The organism is Steroidobacter sp. (assembly GCF_036402275.1).
Classification (GTDB): Bacteria; Pseudomonadota; Gammaproteobacteria; order Steroidobacterales; family Steroidobacteraceae; genus Steroidobacter.
This window is the reverse complement of record NZ_DASWTF010000037.1, coordinates 161,216-178,151: the sequence shown is the minus strand read 5'-3', so window position 1 is coordinate 178,151 and position 16,936 is coordinate 161,216. Positions and strand designations below refer to the sequence as shown.

The 16,936-nt window shown below is 61.6% G+C and carries 17 protein-coding genes; 14 read left to right on the top strand and 3 right to left on the bottom strand.

The features are described from left to right. The first annotated feature begins 195 nt into the window (after positions 1 to 195). Positions 196 to 1,251, top strand: a complete 1,056-nt coding sequence (locus tag VGD45_RS24285) for a lipid A deacylase LpxR family protein (protein ID WP_331157958.1) — start codon at positions 196 to 198, stop codon at positions 1,249 to 1,251. Positions 1,252 to 1,310: 59 nt separating this feature from the next. Here the strand turns inward: VGD45_RS24285 and VGD45_RS24280 are convergent, their stop codons facing one another. Continuing rightward, positions 1,311 to 3,677, bottom strand: coding sequence for a DUF6351 family protein (locus VGD45_RS24280; protein WP_331157957.1), 2,367 nt, complete (start codon positions 3,675 to 3,677; stop codon positions 1,311 to 1,313). Between the two features lie 252 nt (positions 3,678 to 3,929). Between VGD45_RS24280 and VGD45_RS24275 the strand changes: the two genes are divergently transcribed. Next, on the top strand, positions 3,930 to 4,796 hold the full coding sequence (locus VGD45_RS24275) for a DUF4349 domain-containing protein (RefSeq protein ID WP_331157956.1): 867 nt from the start codon (positions 3,930 to 3,932) through the stop codon (positions 4,794 to 4,796). Here the strand turns inward: VGD45_RS24275 and VGD45_RS24270 are convergent. Then, positions 4,793 to 5,386, bottom strand: a complete 594-nt coding sequence (locus VGD45_RS24270) for a CGNR zinc finger domain-containing protein (protein ID WP_331157955.1) — start codon at positions 5,384 to 5,386, stop codon at positions 4,793 to 4,795. The genes VGD45_RS24275 and VGD45_RS24270 overlap by 4 nt on opposite strands. Before the next feature lie 127 nt (positions 5,387 to 5,513). Here VGD45_RS24270 and VGD45_RS24265 point away from each other — a divergent pair, with 127 nt between their 5' ends. Then, positions 5,514 to 6,494, top strand: a complete 981-nt coding sequence (locus VGD45_RS24265; protein ID WP_331157954.1) for an alpha/beta hydrolase — start codon at positions 5,514 to 5,516, stop codon at positions 6,492 to 6,494. A 137-nt stretch (positions 6,495 to 6,631) separates the two neighbouring features. Continuing rightward, on the top strand, positions 6,632 to 7,384 hold the full coding sequence (locus VGD45_RS24260) for an SDR family NAD(P)-dependent oxidoreductase (RefSeq protein ID WP_331157953.1): 753 nt from the start codon (positions 6,632 to 6,634) through the stop codon (positions 7,382 to 7,384). Positions 7,385 to 7,390: 6 nt separating this feature from the next. Here VGD45_RS24260 and VGD45_RS24255 read toward each other — a convergent pair whose 3' ends face one another. Continuing rightward, positions 7,391 to 8,206: a response regulator transcription factor gene (locus VGD45_RS24255; RefSeq protein ID WP_331157952.1), complete on the bottom strand. Its 816-nt coding sequence runs from the start codon at positions 8,204 to 8,206 to the stop codon at positions 7,391 to 7,393. A 342-nt stretch (positions 8,207 to 8,548) separates the two neighbouring features. On the opposite strand from VGD45_RS24255, the gene VGD45_RS24250 reads away from it, so the two are divergent. The 10 genes from VGD45_RS24250 (at position 8,549) to VGD45_RS24205 (ending at position 16,912) form a co-directional block, all read left to right on the top strand. Beyond that, complete coding sequence (locus tag VGD45_RS24250; protein ID WP_331157951.1) at positions 8,549 to 8,734, top strand: hypothetical protein; 186 nt, start codon at positions 8,549 to 8,551, stop codon at positions 8,732 to 8,734. 68 nt (positions 8,735 to 8,802) lie between these two features. Beyond that, positions 8,803 to 9,330: an A24 family peptidase gene (locus VGD45_RS24245; RefSeq protein ID WP_331157950.1), complete on the top strand. Its 528-nt coding sequence runs from the start codon at positions 8,803 to 8,805 to the stop codon at positions 9,328 to 9,330. A gap of 27 nt (positions 9,331 to 9,357) precedes the next feature. After that, positions 9,358 to 10,680, top strand: a complete 1,323-nt coding sequence (locus VGD45_RS24240; protein WP_331157949.1) for a hypothetical protein — start codon at positions 9,358 to 9,360, stop codon at positions 10,678 to 10,680. Between the two features lie 30 nt (positions 10,681 to 10,710). After that, positions 10,711 to 11,502, top strand: coding sequence for a Flp pilus assembly protein CpaB (gene cpaB, locus VGD45_RS24235; protein ID WP_331157948.1), 792 nt, complete (start codon positions 10,711 to 10,713; stop codon positions 11,500 to 11,502). Positions 11,503 to 11,609: 107 nt separating this feature from the next. Beyond that, positions 11,610 to 13,124 carry a type II and III secretion system protein family protein gene (locus VGD45_RS24230; protein ID WP_331157947.1) on the top strand — a complete coding sequence of 505 codons (1,515 nt, stop codon included), beginning with the start codon at positions 11,610 to 11,612 and terminating at the stop codon, positions 13,122 to 13,124. Positions 13,125 to 13,156: 32 nt separating this feature from the next. Beyond that, positions 13,157 to 13,435: a hypothetical protein gene (locus VGD45_RS24225; protein WP_331157946.1), complete on the top strand. Its 279-nt coding sequence runs from the start codon at positions 13,157 to 13,159 to the stop codon at positions 13,433 to 13,435. Between the two features lie 30 nt (positions 13,436 to 13,465). Beyond that, entirely contained in the window at positions 13,466 to 14,758 is a 1,293-nt protein-coding gene (locus tag VGD45_RS24220; protein ID WP_331157945.1) for a Tad domain-containing protein, read from the top strand. Continuing rightward, entirely contained in the window at positions 14,755 to 15,234 is a 480-nt protein-coding gene (locus VGD45_RS24215; protein ID WP_331157944.1) for a TadE/TadG family type IV pilus assembly protein, read from the top strand. Before VGD45_RS24220 ends, VGD45_RS24215 begins: the two co-directional genes overlap by 4 nt. After that, complete coding sequence (locus VGD45_RS24210) at positions 15,234 to 15,704, top strand: TadE/TadG family type IV pilus assembly protein (protein WP_331157943.1); 471 nt, start codon at positions 15,234 to 15,236, stop codon at positions 15,702 to 15,704. The genes VGD45_RS24215 and VGD45_RS24210 overlap by 1 nt, the downstream gene beginning before the upstream one ends. Before the next feature lie 14 nt (positions 15,705 to 15,718). Then, on the top strand, positions 15,719 to 16,912 hold the full coding sequence (locus VGD45_RS24205; RefSeq protein ID WP_331157942.1) for an AAA family ATPase: 1,194 nt from the start codon (positions 15,719 to 15,721) through the stop codon (positions 16,910 to 16,912). Positions 16,913 to 16,936: the final 24 nt, after the last annotated feature.

Sequence of the window (16,936 nt, the reverse complement as noted above, 5' to 3'; positions counted from 1 at the left end):
TGCGCTTCTCCCGACGCAGTGTGTGGCAGGCAATTTTTTTGCGCCTGTTAAGACGCGTTTACTGCCGCTGATGCGAATCACACGACGCTTCACGGCGCTTCACGCCTCTGAACTCGGCTAGCACGCCGCCGCGGCGGATAGTTCCTCCCAAGGACGGATCGACATCCCAACCGATCTTTAGCTGAGGAACTGATCATGAACAAACAAATGCGCAGCAAGACTTCTGGCCACCCCGTTGCATGGGCCGCATCCATCGCGTTGACGCTCGGCAGTTCGGCGGTGAGCTACGCGGCCGAATCGCCCGACGATGCGACCGGCATGACGGCTTACATGCGGCTCGACAACGACGTGTTCGCCGGCACCGATCGTGGCTATTCCAACGGCACCGAGTTCGGGTTCGTGTCGCCGACGATGCAGAGCTTTCAAGATCAGCGCCTGTCCGGCGCGACGCGCTGGCTCAATGGCAAACTTGAGTGGCTGCAGCCGGACGGCTACCAGTACAACAACATCGTGATGACGCTCGGCCAGGGCATATTCACGCCGAGCGACTGGCGACTGGAGACGCCCGATCCGAACGATCGTCCTTATGCGGGCGTGCTGCTGTTGGGAGTCACGTACAACGGCCGCGACGAAAACAGCATGCGCAGTACGACGCTCAACGTCGGCATGGTCGGGCCGTCCGCCCTCGCCCAAGAAACTCAGGAGCTCGTCCACGACTTGCTCGGTGGCGAACGCTTCGCCGGTTGGGATCATCAATTGCGTGACGAGCCGGTGTTCCGGTTGATGCAGCAGCGCCTGCATAAGCGCACGATGATCAAGCCAACCTGGATGTCGGATGTGATCTTCCATTACGGCGGCGCCCTCGGCAATCTCACGACCTTCGTGAATGCCGGCGCGGAAGTCCGGATCGGCGGATGGATTCCAGATAACTTCGGGAGTGCGCCCGCGCTGCCCGTGGCAGAGAACACCGCGCCGACGATCGGACCGCTTTACAGCGACACCGTACGTCTGCATGGCTTCGTTGCGCTCGACGTTCGCTACGTCGTGCATGACATCACGTTGGATGGCAACACGTTCAAAGACAGCGCCAGTGTCGATCGCGAAGACCTGGTCGCCGACCTCGGCGTCGGAGTGGCCGCGCACTGGGGCAACTGGAAGATCGCCTTCGCTCGCTACTTCCGTACTCGCGAGTTCCGCGGTCAGGACGGTGAAGCGGAGCTTGGCAGCATCACCATCCGGCGGGCGATCTGAATGTTTTGTGCGGAAGGATCAGGCGCCCTGTCGATACGGGCGCCTGATCGTCGGCTGACTTAGTGTCTCTGCCAGGGCCGGCCCTGATCCGGCCTGCTGTAATCGCAGACTCCGTCCGGGAAGATCTGCTTCAACTTCTGCACTTGTTCCAACGTGGGCGTCCACGGTGCGTACACGCCCTCCTTCACCGCCCTCTCCACGGGCTTCAGCGCACACTTATATATGCCGCCTTCGATGGGCGCGCCGGCCACGATGCGCGAGCTCGAGTAGATCGGGAAGCGCTGCGTGCAAGGACCCGCCGGCTTGTCGTCCAGGATGCCGTTCCACGCATCGTCACCTGCATAGATGAGCTTGCCTGTGACATCGAAGCAGCTATCGACGGCGCGCGCCGGACGATTGCGACGAATGCCCTTGTGCGGGTTCCTCTGAATGTTCCGCATCCATTCGTCCATGACCGCGATGGCGTCCATCGACTGGCTCGCCTTCGGCACCCCGGGCAGGGTGTCGGTGAACCAGATGACCAGCATATCGCTGTTACCTGTTCGCTGGAGCACACGCTTACGCACGGCGAAGCTCTGATGCACGTTGTGCATGTCGAGCTCGCGTTCCATGTATTGGCGATGATCGATGGTGGGCCGATCGAGCTCCCCATGGAACACCATGCCCGAAGTGTAGGCGTTACGAATCGGCCGCAGATCGGCCTTGGTGCGAGGCGCCGGCTTGTTCGGATCGGAGCTGAGATTCATATTGCGCCGACTCCAGGGATCGAAGTATCCCGGCACCGTCAGCGCCTTGTTGATCTCCTCCGGCGACGTGCCGAAGAACGGGAAGCCCTCCTGCACCATCTCGCTCGGTTGTTTCCAGCCGCCCACGTGCCAGTTCAAGTTCAGGAATTCCTCGAACGTGATCTTGCTCTCCTGCAAGGAGCGCAAACCATATTGCACGCCGACGTTGTCCCAGGTCGGACGCGCCGCGCCCGTTTCGTCGACTCCGTAGATGTTTCGCAAGTCGTCCCAGTGAGTCCAGCGAATCGAGGCGATGGCGGACTGCGGCTCGTAGTTCTGTTGATTCGGCGCCTGGCCATACAACGGGTTCATCGACAAGGGCGAGAGGCCACGCCATGCCGGCACACATTCGGTGGTGCCGAGCGCCGTGCTGTAGCCCAGCGCCATCTTTAATTGGGCGAGAGGATCGTTCACATCATCGAAGCCTTCCTCTGCATTGAAGCCGACCAGCCAGCTGCGATTCTTGGTGACGCGCCATTTGGGATTGGTGCGATCGGTCGCGTCCATGTAGTGCTCGAGCAGCTCGCAATCGCCGACATGAATGGTCTGCGTCACCATGTCGGGATAGGACTGCACCGGCAGCAGCGCATCGAGCAAGCCCGGCTGATTCTGACCGATGACGTACTGCTGAATCGCGCCGCCCGAGCCGCCGAGGCCGACCGTGTAAGTCGGCACACCATAGCGCTCGATGAACCGCTCCTTGGTCATCATCATGGTCTCGCCGGCCACTTGCAGGTTGTAATGCGTGCCGGTGTTGTTGCCGCTGGAATGGGCGATGGCGTAGCCGAGCCGCAGGATGTCCGGGTTCAGCGAGCCGCTGTGTACGGTGCCTTGCGAATGCCCGATGGCGACGCCGCCCTGGAACCAGTAAAGCAGGCGACCGTTCCAGCGGCTCAGGTCGAGCTTGCCGGGCGGCTCGTTCGCCGGGGCGAGCATCGCGAAGCTGTACAGGAAACGGTTGATCGAGCCGACCTCACGGCGCACGACGAAGTCGACGGTGCGGCGGTCGGGCAATGTCACTTGTGCAAGATCGGCCGGACGGCTGCCGTCGGCCGGCATCGTCGCCCAGGTATTCGCTGTGGTCCGATATAGATAAGTGACGAAGGTTTCGATCGAACAGTCGCGACTGTATCCAATGACGTTGCCGGCGGCGTCGAAAACTCGCGTGCCGGGCGGTGTGGCGCTCTCAACGATGGGCTGTCGCCCCACTGCGCTCTGCGTCGTTGTACACACGAACGGATGTTGTTGGGGACCGGAGAACATCGGGCCGGTGATGGGATAGTTGGTCAGCTTGATCGCGTCCCGATCCCAGCGGCCTTTGATCAGCGCTTCGAGCCGATTCTCGCCTGGCGTGAGTCCTGTAATCACTGCCTGAAGGCGATCGCCCTTGCTGCTCGTGGGCTCGAGGTTGGCCTGCACGCGGCGGCCATTCAAATAAAGCTCGACCTTGTGCTGCATGCCGGGCGGCACGCGAACTTCGATCCGGGCATCGCCGCCTGAAACATACTGCGCCGGGCTCGATATCACCCGCAGATCGACCGACTTGTCTCCTCGCCCCTGGTCCTGGGCCTGAACGATTGCCGAACTGAAAACCGCAAGCATCGCGAAAATAGATGCCTTTCGACGTCGATCCGTCGTCATGGAAGCTCCCCCGTCTGATGTGACCCTCGGCTCTTGAGTCCGAAGGTTTGTAGATTTCGCGCGCCATGATCAGGTCACGACGGCGCGTGCAGTTAGGAATACTCCCCGACCATGAAGATTGCAATCGCGCATTGACCATTCGTTGACGTTTCCAGCGCGAGGCGCGCTTGCCGCCACATTTGACCCGAATTGCGCGCAACGAACGTTCTATGATTGTCGTGAGTATCAGCGGCAGCCAAGGTCGGAACAGGCATGGATCAAAAGAACGCGAAACTCGGATTTCAGTTGCTCGTCATCGGCGCATTCGCCGCGATCTCCGGTTGCAGCGACAAGAACGTCTCGGGAATGGGATTGGCGCAGCCCATGCCTGCCGAGACGGCTGCAGTGGCCGTGGCCGCCGCTCCGCCTGCCAGAGCCGCCCGGAGCGCCACGCTCGCGTATGAGCACAACATCACCGTCGAAATGGACAAGGAGTTGTTGCCGACTCGCCTGCGCGAGATCGAATCAGCCTGCAACGCCGACCAGGCTTCCGGCTGCACCGTTCTCGATGTCTCGCTGCAATCCCATCAGGACTTGCCGAGCGGAAACATCCGCATGCGCCTCGCACCCGCGAGCGTCGAGTCGATCGTTACCCTGGCGAGCAAAGACGCCAAAGTCACCAGCCGCAACACCCGCGCCGAGGATCTGGCCGAACCGGTCGCCGACACCGAAAGGCAACTCGCGTTGATGACCTTGCACCGTGACCGGCTCACGGAATTCATGAAGAGCAAGGACATCAAGATCGAGCAGCTCATCGCCGTGTCCAAGGAACTGGCGAGCGTGCAGTCGCAGATCGATTCGTTGAGCACGCAGCGCGCGAATCTGCGGCGTCGTATCGATACCGAGCTGCTGACCATCAGTCTGTCTCTACCTCAGCGCGAATACGTCGCCGACGCCTCTCCCGTGATGGACGCGATTCGCTACTTCGGCAATGACTTCCGGCAAGCTGTCGGCACGGTGATCCGCTTCCTCGCCGTGCTGCTGCCGTGGCTCGTGATCATCCTGCCCGGCTTGTTCTTGCTTCGTTTGTTCTGGCGTTGGATCGGCCGCAGGCTGGCGCGGCGGGAGCAGACCGCTTAGCTCTCCCGCTGCCGCTCTCGAAATGCGGCGACCTTGGCGCGGTTGCCGCAGCCGGCGGCGCTACAGAACATGCGCCGATGCGCCTTGGTGCGATCCAGGAACCATAGCGTGCAGCCATCGCCGGCGCATGACTTGAGCAAGCTGGGGTCTTCCTGCGTCAGCAGGTCGGCGATTTGCGAGGCCAGCACCGCGAGTAGGTCGTCGACCGAATCGATGTCGAAGCGCTCGGCTCGTTCGAGTCCCTCCTTCGTTCGCGTCACTTCGTGCCGCACGTTGAGACTCGCCAGCAGCTTGTTCAGACTCGTAATCTCGGCGCTGTAGTCGCGCCCGGGCGCCGTACGCCAGCGGTTCAGCCAGGCGCGCGCCCATTCGCGCAGCTTTCTTACTTCAACTGCCGCTGCGTCCATTCCCTTCGCGCCGAGCTTCCGGGACAGCCGGGCGCTTTGCTCGGCATCGAGCACACCCGCAGCCAGCAACCATTCGAGCAACGACTTGCCGTCGCCGATGATCTCGACGTGCTCGCCATGGGGCTCGAAGGCGGTATTCAGGAAGTCCGCGGCCGGATGACTGCCGATGAACTGGGCTTGCATGGGCACCTCTCAATGGGCGGACATCGTAACCATTAAACACACAGTTGACAAGTTACGTCCACCAGCGTAACTTGTTAACCGTGCGCACACAGGTTACTACCTCATCACTACTCAAGAGATTTCCCCAATGAGCCTCCTCCGACTCCACTCACTGCAATATCTGGCGGCCGCCGCGCTGGCGCTCGCTTCCGTCGCTCCAGCGAGCGCCGACCGTTCGGATCCAGCGGTTACGCAAACTGACAAGGCCACGGTCCGCTATCACACCCAACAGATCGACGGCGTCGAGCTGTTCTATCGAGAAGCGGGCCCTAGCAACGCGCCGACGGTGGTGCTCCTCCATGGTTTCCCTACCTCGTCGAACATGTACCGCAACCTCATTCCGGCGCTCGCCACGAAGTATCGAGTCATTGCGCCGGACTACCCCGGCTTCGGTCATAGCGCCGTTCCGCCGCGAAACCAGTTCGAATACAGCTTCGCGCACTACGCGGATTTGATGGACAAACTGCTCACCGAGCTGCGGGCGGACCGATATGCGCTCTATGTGATGGACTACGGTGCGCCGGTCGGATTCCGGCTCGCACTCAAACATCCGGAGCGTGTCACAGCGCTGGTCGTTCAGAACGGCAATGCCTACGCCGAAGGGTTGAAAGAGTTCTGGACCCCGATCAAAGCGTACTGGGCCAGCGGCTCGAAGGCGGATCGTGAAGCATTGCGTGCGGCCACGACACACGCCGCGATTCGGGAGCAATATCTGGATGGCGTAAAGGATCCGACGCGCGTCGATCCCACCACGTGGCTCCTCGATCAGTCACTGCTCGATCGGCCCGGCAATGTGGAGATCCAGCTCGATCTGTTTTACGACTACCGGACCAACGTGGCCCTGTATCCGCAGATCCAGCAGTTCTTTCGTGAGCGTCAGCCGCCGACTCTGATCGTCTGGGGTCGTAACGACAAGATCTTCCCTGCCGAAGGCGCGCGAGCCTATCTGCGTGACTTGCCGCAGGCGGAATTGCATCTGCTCGACTCCGGACATTTCGCGCTGGAGGATCAGGGCGATCGCATCACCGGGCTCATGCTGGATTTCCTGAGCCGCCGGTTACCGAAGTGATGATGGAATAAATTGCCGATGGCATGAATTGCCCGGGCGCTCACGGAAGAGCGCCCGCAGCCGTGACTCCTTTCCGCCACTGGAACTGTCAGGGTTCCGTGCGATTGTAGAGGGACACCGCATCATAGGAGTGACAAATGGCAGATTTTACCGATCGGGTCGCCGTCATCACGGGCGCCGCCACGGGCATCGGCGAAGGCATTGCGCGTCGTTTGTTTGCTGGTGGCGCGAGCATCGTCGTTTCGGGACACAACCGCGAAGGACTCGAAGCGCTACTTCAGGATATCGACCCAAAGCGACAGCGAAGTCGCGCCGTCGAAGCTGATGTTCGCGATCCAGAGGCGATGCGCGCAGTGGTCGAGACTGCGGTGAAAACTTTTGGCGGCTTGCACCTGGCAGTCAACAACGCCGGCATCACCGGACCTCACGACACGCTCATCGAAGATCTGTCCCTCGACGATTGGCGTGCCGTGATCGATACGGACGTGACCGGAATGTTTCTAAGCCTGAAAGCGGAGATCCCCGCAATGAGAAAGAGCGGCGGTGGCGCCATTGTGAATCTGTCGTCGGGGAACGGCATCGTCGGTGTCGCCGGCATCGCCGCCTACACCGCCGCCAAGCACGCCGTCGTCGGCCTTACGAGAAGCGTTGCGCTGGAGAACGCCGACAAAGGCATTCGCGTCAACTGCATCGGTCCAGGTTATGTCGCCACGCCCAGGATCCAGGAGATGCCAGAAGTCGTACGGAACGAATGGGCGCAGCTACACCCGACTCAGAGGCTAGTGACGCGCGAGGAAGTTGCCGAACTGGCCGCGTTCCTGCTGTCGAACCGGGCGCCCTCGTGCACCGGTGGTTTTTATCCCATAGACGGCGGCAGCACCGCGCGTTGACCGGCTTCAGCCAGTGGCTTCGGTGCCGGCCTCGATCAGCTCTACGGGCGCCTTGCTCGTGGTCAGCACCGAAGCGCGATAGGCGCTCGGCGACAAGCCAGTCCGCTTTCGGAACAGCCGCGCGAAATACGATGGATCGTTGAATCCGGCCATGGCGGCGACATCGCTGACCGACACCTGGGCGATGCCCAGCAGCCGCTTCGACTGGACGAGCCGGCAATCGCTCAGATAGTCACGGAACGTAATACCGTGAGCGGCCCGGAACGCCCTGCTGAACTCAAAGGGCGACATTCCGCACTCCCGCGCCATCTCCTGCTCGCAGATAGGTTGGGCATAGTTCTTCTCGATGTAACACAGCACGCCGTCCAGCTTGCCACGCGTATTGCGCTTGGCGCGATAACGCGCCTCATCGGGGATTGCCTCAGCGCCGGTCGCGTTGGACCGCCCCGCCTGCGTCCGCCGCGCCTCGAGCACCGGCGACAGCCGCTGCACACACCTTAAAACGTCCCGGGCAGTCAGCGGCTTGAGCAGCACATCGAATATCCGGGTGCGCAGCGCCCAGAGCACCACGTCGGCCGACTGTTGGGAAAGCAACATAATAATGGGCACCGATGGGAAGCGCGCCTTGGTGTCCGTGACGAACTTCAGACAGCTCATATCCGGATGCTCGAAGTCGAAACAAATCACATCCGCCGGGGTGGCCAGCGACAACGCCGCCCACAAATGCGGCTGATCGGTCGCCCGCACCTCGCAAACGCGCGAAAACTCCGCGGACGATGCCGCGACACGCGCACCGCAACACATATCCACCCATAGCAGCATGGCCTGCCGTGCTCCCGCTCAAACCCTGCAAATTCAGCTGAATCCGAGACTACGCGGCGACAAATGTTCCTTTAGTGATCCGCATCACTTTGTTCTCATCGCCTGCGGTAGGTCACATTAATTCCGCATCCGCCTTAGTTTCGGCACTGTGGTGACCACGTAGATCGATGTGAATCAGGACACACCTTACCGTCACAGCCGCAAAAACGTCCTGCCCTTCCGCAAGAACATCCGCGCAGGGCGCATCGCAATTGCCCGAGAGTCTCTCCACCGCGACTGGCGGTGGATCGAAGGGTTAGCACCCGGCCCATCTCGGGTGGCGAGAAATTGAGGAGTCAACAAATGAGCAATCTGAAGCAGGCTGTGGTGGAGTTCATTCGCGAAGAAGAAGGCTTGACGGTGGTCGAGTATGCGATCGCCGGCGGCCTGGTGGGTCTGGGCGTGATCACTGCGTTCGACAACCTGGGCTTCCAGGTCGATCGAATCATCGACGCGATCGTGACGCTCCTGACGGGCATCCAGCCGTAATGGCGCTCGCTGGAGAGCACCGCCCGCGGGTGCTCTTCGGCCCATCCACCCCGCCACAGGAACTTCGAATGCTCGCGACCCAAGGCCAACTGTACGCCGCCCTGATCCTCTTCGTGGTCGCGGTGGCGATCATCGACTGGCGCACTCATCGCATTCCCAACCTGCTGTGTATGACCGCGACGATCGTCGGGCTGAGCTCGCAGATGTGGCTGCATGGCCAAGACGGATTGCTGGCCGCCCTGGGCGGCGCCGCAGTCGGCTTCGCCATGTTTCTACCTTTTTATGTGCTGCGCGCTTTCGGCGCTGGCGATGTCAAGGCGATGGCCACGGTAGGAATCTTTCTCGGCGTCGAGGCCACTCTGCTAAGCGTCGGCCTGACGCTGATCGCTGGCGCGGTGTTTGGCGCCTTTGTGCTCTTGCTCCGGCCAATGCAGGCGAATGCGACGTTTCAGCGGCTGATGGGCGTGCTCTCGGCGCCGGTCGCGACCATGCGGAGCTCCCGACAGAACCAGGCGCCGGACGCCCGTCAACGCTTTCCGTATGGCGTTGCCATCGCCACCGGCACGGCGATCGCGCTGCTCATCATTACTCATTGAGACACCGACCCGGGACGGCAGAAACTCATGTCCACACCTTCCATCCAAGCCCCGCAGTCTCATCCATACAGCGGCGACGCGAAGCAGATCGCGCCGCGGCCACAAACGCTCGCGGCAACGGGACTGCCACCGGCTTTTCTCGGCGATCTGCTGGAAAAACATTTGTTTGAAGGCGGCGTGCTGTCGATGCGTGAGCTCGTCGCCCGCACCGCGCTGTCGGGCCGTCTGTTGGAGGAGCTGCTCGGTTTCCTCCGCAAGGAAGGTCGGATCGAAGTTCGCGCTCAGCAAGGAGACAACCCGGGGCTGGCGTACGCCCTCACCGAACGAGGTCGCGGCAGCGCCATGGCCTCCTTGATGGCGAGCGGATACGTCGGTCCGACGCCCGTGCCGCTGGAGCATTATGTCGAGACCGTTCGCCAGCAATCCGTCCGCGGACGCCGCGTGACCCGCGAGCGTATGAGCGCAGCGTTCAGCGATACGGTGCTCGATCCGGCGATGCTCGATCGACTGGGTCCAGCGATGAATTCGGGCAAGGCCATCTTCGTGTATGGAGCGCCCGGCACCGGCAAGACCTTCATCAGCCAGCGCCTGGCGCGGTTGTTCGCCGACACCTGCCTGATCCCGCATGCAATCGCCATCGGCGACACGGTCGTGCGCATCTTCGATCCAAGCGTGCACCGCCAGTTTCAGGAGAACTCGCCCGTCGTGATGCTCACTCGAGGGCACGACCCGCGCTACGTGTTGTGCCAGCGGCCGCTGGTAATCACCGGCGGGGAACTCACGATGGACATGCTCGAAGTGCAATTCGATCCAGCGTCACGCCAGTACCGCGCGCCGCTGCAGATGAAAGCAAACGGCGGCATGCTGATCCTCGACGACCTCGGCCGACAGCGCGTCCCGCCCAACGTCGTGCTCAATCGCTGGATTCTGCCGATGGAAGAAGGCGTCGATTACCTGAGCATGAATACGGGGCAGCACTTCAAGACGCCCTTCGATGTGATCCTGGTGTTCTCCACCAATCTGCAGCCCAGCGATCTGGTGGATGACGCGTTCCTGCGCCGCATTGGCTACAAGATCGGTTTTCAGCCGCTGGACCGCAAGCAGTATCACCTAGTCTGGGAACGTATCTGCGAATCCCATGGCGTCCAATACGATCCGGCGATCTGCCAATACATGATCGACGCGCTGTACGCGCCCACCGGCACTCCCCTGCTGCCCTGTCACCCCCGCGATCTGATCGGCATGGCCCTCGATCGCGTCGTCTATCTGGACGCGGGCGACGGCCTGAGCACCGAAGCACTGCATTGGGCTTGGGACAACTATTTCGTAACCACGCCAGCTCATGCGTAACGAACTGGCGTCACCGCGGAGATCGCAAAGATGAAGCGTCGAGGCGTATTGATGGTAATGCTGTCGCTGGTGTTCGGCGCCGGGGCAGCCTGGTCGGCGAAGAACTGGGTCGAGCAACGCACGCGCGCCAGCCAGGTGACAGACGCGGGCTCCACGGTGGTGGTCGCCGCGATGGAAGTTCCTTACGGAACTGCGATGGAGGGGCGCCACGTCAAAGTGATCACGGTGCCCACCGGCACTTCACTCGGCAATCACTTCAGCACGGTCCAGGAGGTCGAGGGGCTGATTGCCACGCAGAAGGTGCTCAATGGTGAAGTCCTATTGAAGGAACGTTTCACCAAGAGCGGCGCGGGCAGCACGCTGGCCGCCCTCATCAAACCTGATATGCGTGCGGTCACGGTGCGCGTCGACGATGTCATCGGCGTGGCGGGATTCCTGCTGCCGGGCAATCGGGTCGATGTGGTGGCGGCGCGGAAGATTCAGGATCGCGCCACGACGGAAACCATCCTCCTGAACATCCACGTGCTCGCGGTCGATCAGACCTCGACACAGGACAAGAACGAGCCGGTGGTGGTGCGGGCGGTCACGCTCGAAATGACGCCGCAAGAAGCTGAAGTTCTGGTGCGCGCGCGTGAGGAAGGTCGCATCCAGCTCACGTTGCGCAATCCAGCCGATGAGTTTCGTCCTCAGCTCGTCGCTACTCCCGAGCCGCCGCCCCCGCCGGTTGCGAAGCCCGTGCGTCGAGCGACGCCGCGGCCGGCCGCGCCCAACGTAACGATCATCCGCGGCACGCTGGTCGACAGCACCGAGAAGAGCTCCTGAAGTTTTAACTCCTGAAACCGGCAAACCATCCATTCCATTTTTCAACGGAATCCCGTAACGGAATCTCTATGCGTTCAACCAGTCCGACATCGAGCCCGATAGCAAGTATGTGTGCAGTGCTGCTTGGCCTGACAAGCGTCGCCGTCGCGCCGCTGGCGCAGGCGCAGGAAGCGGGCGATCAGGTCATTCGCGCCACTCGCAGCACCACCTTCTCCGTGCCGATCTTCAAGAGCCGGATCGTCGATCTGCCGGAACCCGTCAAACGCGTTTCCATCGGCAACCCGGACATCGCCGACGTGCTGCTGCTCGGAGACGATGGACTCTACGTGCTGGGCAAGGACCTGGGCGCGACCAACGTGATGCTGTGGGACCGTGAGGATCGACTGGTCAGCGCGCTCAACATCACCGTCACGCACGATCTGGACAACTTGAAGAAGCAGATCACGACGGTGCTGCCGACAGAAAACATCGAGCTATGGAGCGCCCAACGAAACATCGTGCTGGCCGGCCAGGTCTCCAGCGTCGCTAAGATGGATGCAGCGCTTCAGGTCGCCAAGGGATACCTGGAACAGGCCGCGACCGCCAAGGAAAAGATCATGTTCCGGCAGGAGAGCGGCGGTGGCGAAGCGGCCGACCGCAAATCCGGCGAAGTCATCAACCTCATGACTGTCGGCGGCGCGCATCAGGTGATGCTCCAGGTGAGGATCGCCGAGGTGAATCGCGAGGCCATTAGGAATCTCAATGCACAGCTGAACACCATCGCCCTCAAGGGCAAGTGGACGGGCGGCGGCGTCAACGGTGGCGCGACGTTCCCTGATGTGGTGTTGAGGGATGGTACACGGCCTCCGATCTTCAACGACCCTCGCAACAATCCGCTCGGCCCGGTGTACGACGAGTTCGCGCCGAACGAACCTACCATCACCAGCACCGGTCTGTTCGCCAGCTTCCTGAGCAGCGACTTCCTCGCCAACGTGGTACTCGATGCGTATCAAACACGCGGCCTCGCGAAGATTCTCGCCGAGCCGACGCTCACCACCCTGTCGGGCCAGGATGCGCAATTCCTGTCCGGTGGCAGCTTTCCGATTCCAGTGTCGCAGGAGAACGGCCAAATCGGCATCGAGTTCAAGGACTTCGGCGTGAAGCTGTCGTTCCAGCCGCTGATCCTCGACCCCAAGCGCATCAATCTGAAGCTCAACGTCAGCGTCAGCGAGCTGGCCAACGCCAACTCGGTCTCGCTGCAACCCATCGGCACATCAGCGGTGTTTACGATTCCGTCACTTACCGAACGTCGCGCGGCCTCGACCGTGGAGCTCAGCGATGGTCAGACCATCGGCATCGCCGGCCTGATGAACGAAAACATGCGCTCGGCCGTGAACAAGTTTCCCGGCCTCGGCGACGTTCCGATTCTGGGACACTTGTTTCGCAGTCAGAGTTACCAGAAAGGCGAGACCGAGCTGGTGATCCTGGTCACGCCCAAGCTGGCGAAACCGATCAAGCCAGGCGATATCAGGCTGCCTACGGACGCCATATCCGATCCGAGTGCGGCTGCCTTTTTCCTCGGCGGCAAGATCGAAGGCAAGCCGAAAACTGCTTCGCCGGCCGCCGGCTCGGAAAGCAAATGAACGCGACCATGCACGCCCGCGAGGAATCACACATGAACACTACCCATGCCACTGCGCTCGCCATCGTCGCGCTGCTCACTTCAGGCTGCGCGGACACGCCGCTGGCGGACGCCGACTACGGCAACTCGGTGCGCCAATTGGTTCAAGCGCAGACCTTCGATCCTGCCGCCGCGAGCAATCCGCCCGAGCTGGCGCCCGAGATCACCGATGGCGCACGTCTGCAAGAAGCGCTCGATATCTATCGCAAGGACGTGGCCAAAGGCATCACTGAAGTGAAGCAACCGGTGATCTTCGAGATCGGCACCAAGTAACCAAACCACTCCTCCGCCGCGAGGCTCGCCATGCATTCCCTCAAATCACGCAAATCGCAACGAGGCGCCGTCATCGTCTTGATGGCTATCGCGATGAGCGCGCTGATCCTGATGGCAGGATTGGCGCTCGATTCGGGGCATGCCTTCCTCAACAAAACGCGTCTGCAAAATACCGTCGACGCTGCGGCGCTCGCCGCGGCCAAGACTCTGGATGACACGGGAAATACGCAGCTGGCCACCGACGAGGCGCTGCAAGCATTTGGAAACAACGCGTCGGCAACCGGTAATCATGAGCTCGGCAGCGCGTATGGCTCAGGCAACGGCAGCATCCAGGTGACCGTCGAATATTCGGCGACGCTGCCGCCTTTTACTCCTGGCGCCGCGAACGGGCCCTATGTTCGGGTGCGCGCCACCGGCTTCGTGATGCCCGCATGGCTGGTGCGGGTTGGCGGCATCTTTCAGAAAACAGTTGCAGCGGCTGCCGTTGCCGGTCCGCGCACACTCAATAGCGGCAGTACTGTTTGTAACGTCGCGCCGATGATGGTGTGCGGCGATCCAGCCGCCGGCGCCGGTGGCCACTGGGGCTATGAACCGAATGCGCCTGAGGTGCTGAAGAAGTCTACGCCCGGCGGCCAGTCGGGCGTGGGGCCCGGGAATTTTCAATTGATTCAACTCGGCGGCCCTGGCGCGGCCATCGTGCGTGAAAACATGGCCGGCAGCTACAGCGCGTGCCTGGCCGGCGGCACCACGATTCAGACGCAGACGGGCAACGAAGCGGGACCCGTGGCGCAAGGGCTCAACACACGATTCGGCCAGTACACCGGACCGATGAATGGCGCGCAGTCAACTTATCCCCCCGACGTCATCGTCGACGCCCAATCGCCAGCGTTGAGCGCCGTTGAGAGCGTCCCGGGCGATCCGACTCAGGGTTACGACGTCTACCAAGGCAGTGACCACATCACTGCCGAAACTGTCAGTCAGCTGTACGACTATCAGGACTACATGCGCGATCTGCAGAACCCTGGCACGTACGATTACCAGCCCGTGAGCGAGGGCGGTATTGGCGCTTTCGAGCGTCGCGTGCTGGCGGTTCCGGTCGGCGACTGCACCGGCACGACTAACGGCCAGGGCTCGGTGTCGCTGCTCGGGTTCGCTTGTTTCTTCCTGCTGCAGCCTGCGCAGCAACAAGGCAACGATTCATTCGTCTACGGGCAGTTCGTTACGGACTGCTCCGTCACCGGCACTGCTGGCAACAATCCAGTCGCAGGCAACGGCCCGCACATCATCCAGTTGTATAACGACCCAGCGAGCAACGACTCATGAACATGCCGTCAAACATGCGAGCTCGTTTCAGTCAGCTTCGGCAACGGGGCGTTGCGACGGTCGAATTCGCGATCTGTATTCCGGTCCTGTTACTGCTGATGCTGGCGACTGCCGAGATTGGCCGAATGCTGTTCCAGTACAACACGCTCGCGAAGGCAGTCCGAGACGGGGCGCGCTTTGCCGCCACCAATGCGGCGGTCGGAACCACGCGGATCGTCAACATCATCCCGACGGTCTACAGCGGAACACGCAATCTGGTCGTCACTGGTAACACCGCTGGCACGGGCGCTGCGCTGCTGCCGGGACTGACCGTAAATGACGTCACCGTCAACGATGCGGGTAATGGCTTCGTGCGGGTCGCTGCAACTTACAACTACGTCCCCATGGTTGGCGCGACTTTGCCGAAGTTCGGCCTCGGCGACCCGCTCGATCTCACGGTAACGCTGCCGGCGACCGTCGTAATGAGGGCATTGTGATGCGCAGACGTCAACGCGGTGTGACCTGTGTCGAATTCTCCATCGTGGCCACGGTGCTGTTCATGGTGCTGTTCGGCGTGATCGAATTCGGACGAGCGTTGTTCGTTGCCAATGCTCTGTCGGAAAGCACGCGGCGCGGTGCGCGAGTGGCCGCGGTGTGTCCGGTCGGCGATACACGGCCCGCTCTGATTGCAATCTTCGCCAACGCAGATGGTGTGAGCACCTTAGTCCCGGATCTCAACACTTCGCATGTCGTGGTGTCCTATCTCGACCAGTCGGGTGCGCCGCTCGCCAATCCCACTGCCAACTACGGGGCCATTCAATACGTGCAGGTCCGCATCGTGAACTACACGCAGCGGCTGCTGATCCCGTTCGTCCTGCCGGATCTGCTGATGCCGCCCTTTACTGCGACCTTACCGATCGAAAGCCTCGGCTATTCGCCCACGCAACAGGCGTTTCTTCCTTGCTAGGCGGTGTGAAGCTAATGACTCACTCTCTCAATATTCTTTTGGTGTCGCGTCGCAAGGACGTGCTCGATCATCTCGAGCAAGTGCTGGTCGCGGCAGATTTCGCGCCGTCACGGCAACACAACAGTAACGGTCACGTCGATCCGCTGCATGGCGTAGATCCTATGCCCGACTTGGTCGTGCTGCATCTGAGCCATTTGTGGCGCGAAGAGCTCGAGGCAATGGCCGCGCTGCCGCCCGATCGTCGCCCCGCTTTGATCGTCGTGGGTCCAGCGAGCGATGTAAATGTCATGCGATTGGCGATGCAGGCTGGCGCGCGCGATCTGGTACCCGACACGCAGGTGAAGGCCGACCTGCTGCAAGCCGTTCAACGCACCCACGAAGAGCGCCGCCGCCCGACCAAGACCGCGGCGGGCAGGATTTCGGTGTTCATGAACGCCAAAGGCGGTTGTGGCGCGACGATGCTCGCCTGCAACGTGGCTCATGTGCTCGCCGCCAGATCGAAACAACGCACCGCGCTGCTCGATCTCGATCTGCAATTCGGCGCGGCGCCGCTGTATCTGGACCTGTATCCGAAGCGAGGCATCGCGCAGGCGTTGGAGAATCTGGCGGGGCTCGATGAGGTCGCGCTGGACGGCTACTTCGCCAAGCATGCCTCCGGGTTGAACGTCCTGAGTCATGCCGCCAATGAACCGCTGACCGCCAGCAACATCTCCAGCGCGGCCGTCACCCAATTATTGAACGTTGCTCTGCGCAGCCACGAACACGTCGTGGTCGATATGCCGAGATGCGTGGATCCCATGACGACGGCAGTCATGCAGCGCGCACATCAAGTCGTGCTGGTTCTGCAGCAGTCAGTCACCGCCGTACGCGACGCCACGCGCCTGGTGCAATGGCTACGCGCCGAAGTCGGCGTAGCCAAAGATCAATTGTGTGTGGTCATCAACCGCTTCGAGAAGGGCGCGACTGTCGCGGTGGAAGATATCCAGAATGCGCTCGGCTGCAACGACGCCACACTCGTCCCGAACGACTTCAAATCTGTCTCGGAATGCATCAACAGCGGTACTGCCCTGCTCGACTATGCGGGCAACGCCTCGATCACGCGCGCGGTAATGACACTGGAAACTCGCCTTGGCGGAACCTCCGCCCAGACGCGCTCCAGCATGATCGCGCGCACCATTTCCAGCTTGTTACCAGGGAGAACCCGATGAGCGCGGACCTGAATCTGGCCGTTG

What these genes read in the sequence shown, in the direction of transcription:
- VGD45_RS24245 (WP_331157950.1), top strand. Translation starts at nt 8,803, where the DNA reads ATGCTCGCGACCCAAGGCCAACTGTACGCCGCCCTGATCCTCTTCGTG.
- VGD45_RS24240 (WP_331157949.1), top strand. Translation starts at nt 9,358, where the DNA reads ATGTCCACACCTTCCATCCAAGCCCCGCAGTCTCATCCATACAGCGGC.
- VGD45_RS24275 (WP_331157956.1), top strand. Translation starts at nt 3,930, where the DNA reads ATGGATCAAAAGAACGCGAAACTCGGATTTCAGTTGCTCGTCATCGGC.
- VGD45_RS24220 (WP_331157945.1), top strand. Translation starts at nt 13,466, where the DNA reads ATGCATTCCCTCAAATCACGCAAATCGCAACGAGGCGCCGTCATCGTC.
- VGD45_RS24265 (WP_331157954.1), top strand. Translation starts at nt 5,514, where the DNA reads ATGAGCCTCCTCCGACTCCACTCACTGCAATATCTGGCGGCCGCCGCG.
- VGD45_RS24270 (WP_331157955.1), bottom strand. Translation starts at nt 5,386, where the DNA reads ATGCAAGCCCAGTTCATCGGCAGTCATCCGGCCGCGGACTTCCTGAAT.
- VGD45_RS24250 (WP_331157951.1), top strand. Translation starts at nt 8,549, where the DNA reads ATGAGCAATCTGAAGCAGGCTGTGGTGGAGTTCATTCGCGAAGAAGAA.
- VGD45_RS24225 (WP_331157946.1), top strand. Translation starts at nt 13,157, where the DNA reads ATGAACACTACCCATGCCACTGCGCTCGCCATCGTCGCGCTGCTCACT.
- VGD45_RS24280 (WP_331157957.1), bottom strand. Translation starts at nt 3,677, where the DNA reads ATGACGACGGATCGACGTCGAAAGGCATCTATTTTCGCGATGCTTGCG.
- VGD45_RS24285 (WP_331157958.1), top strand. Translation starts at nt 196, where the DNA reads ATGAACAAACAAATGCGCAGCAAGACTTCTGGCCACCCCGTTGCATGG.
- VGD45_RS24260 (WP_331157953.1), top strand. Translation starts at nt 6,632, where the DNA reads ATGGCAGATTTTACCGATCGGGTCGCCGTCATCACGGGCGCCGCCACG.
- cpaB (WP_331157948.1), top strand. Translation starts at nt 10,711, where the DNA reads ATGAAGCGTCGAGGCGTATTGATGGTAATGCTGTCGCTGGTGTTCGGC.
- VGD45_RS24255 (WP_331157952.1), bottom strand. Translation starts at nt 8,206, where the DNA reads ATGCTGCTATGGGTGGATATGTGTTGCGGTGCGCGTGTCGCGGCATCG.
- VGD45_RS24230 (WP_331157947.1), top strand. Translation starts at nt 11,610, where the DNA reads ATGTGTGCAGTGCTGCTTGGCCTGACAAGCGTCGCCGTCGCGCCGCTG.
- VGD45_RS24215 (WP_331157944.1), top strand. Translation starts at nt 14,755, where the DNA reads ATGAACATGCCGTCAAACATGCGAGCTCGTTTCAGTCAGCTTCGGCAA.
- VGD45_RS24205 (WP_331157942.1), top strand. Translation starts at nt 15,719, where the DNA reads ATGACTCACTCTCTCAATATTCTTTTGGTGTCGCGTCGCAAGGACGTG.
- VGD45_RS24210 (WP_331157943.1), top strand. Translation starts at nt 15,234, where the DNA reads ATGCGCAGACGTCAACGCGGTGTGACCTGTGTCGAATTCTCCATCGTG.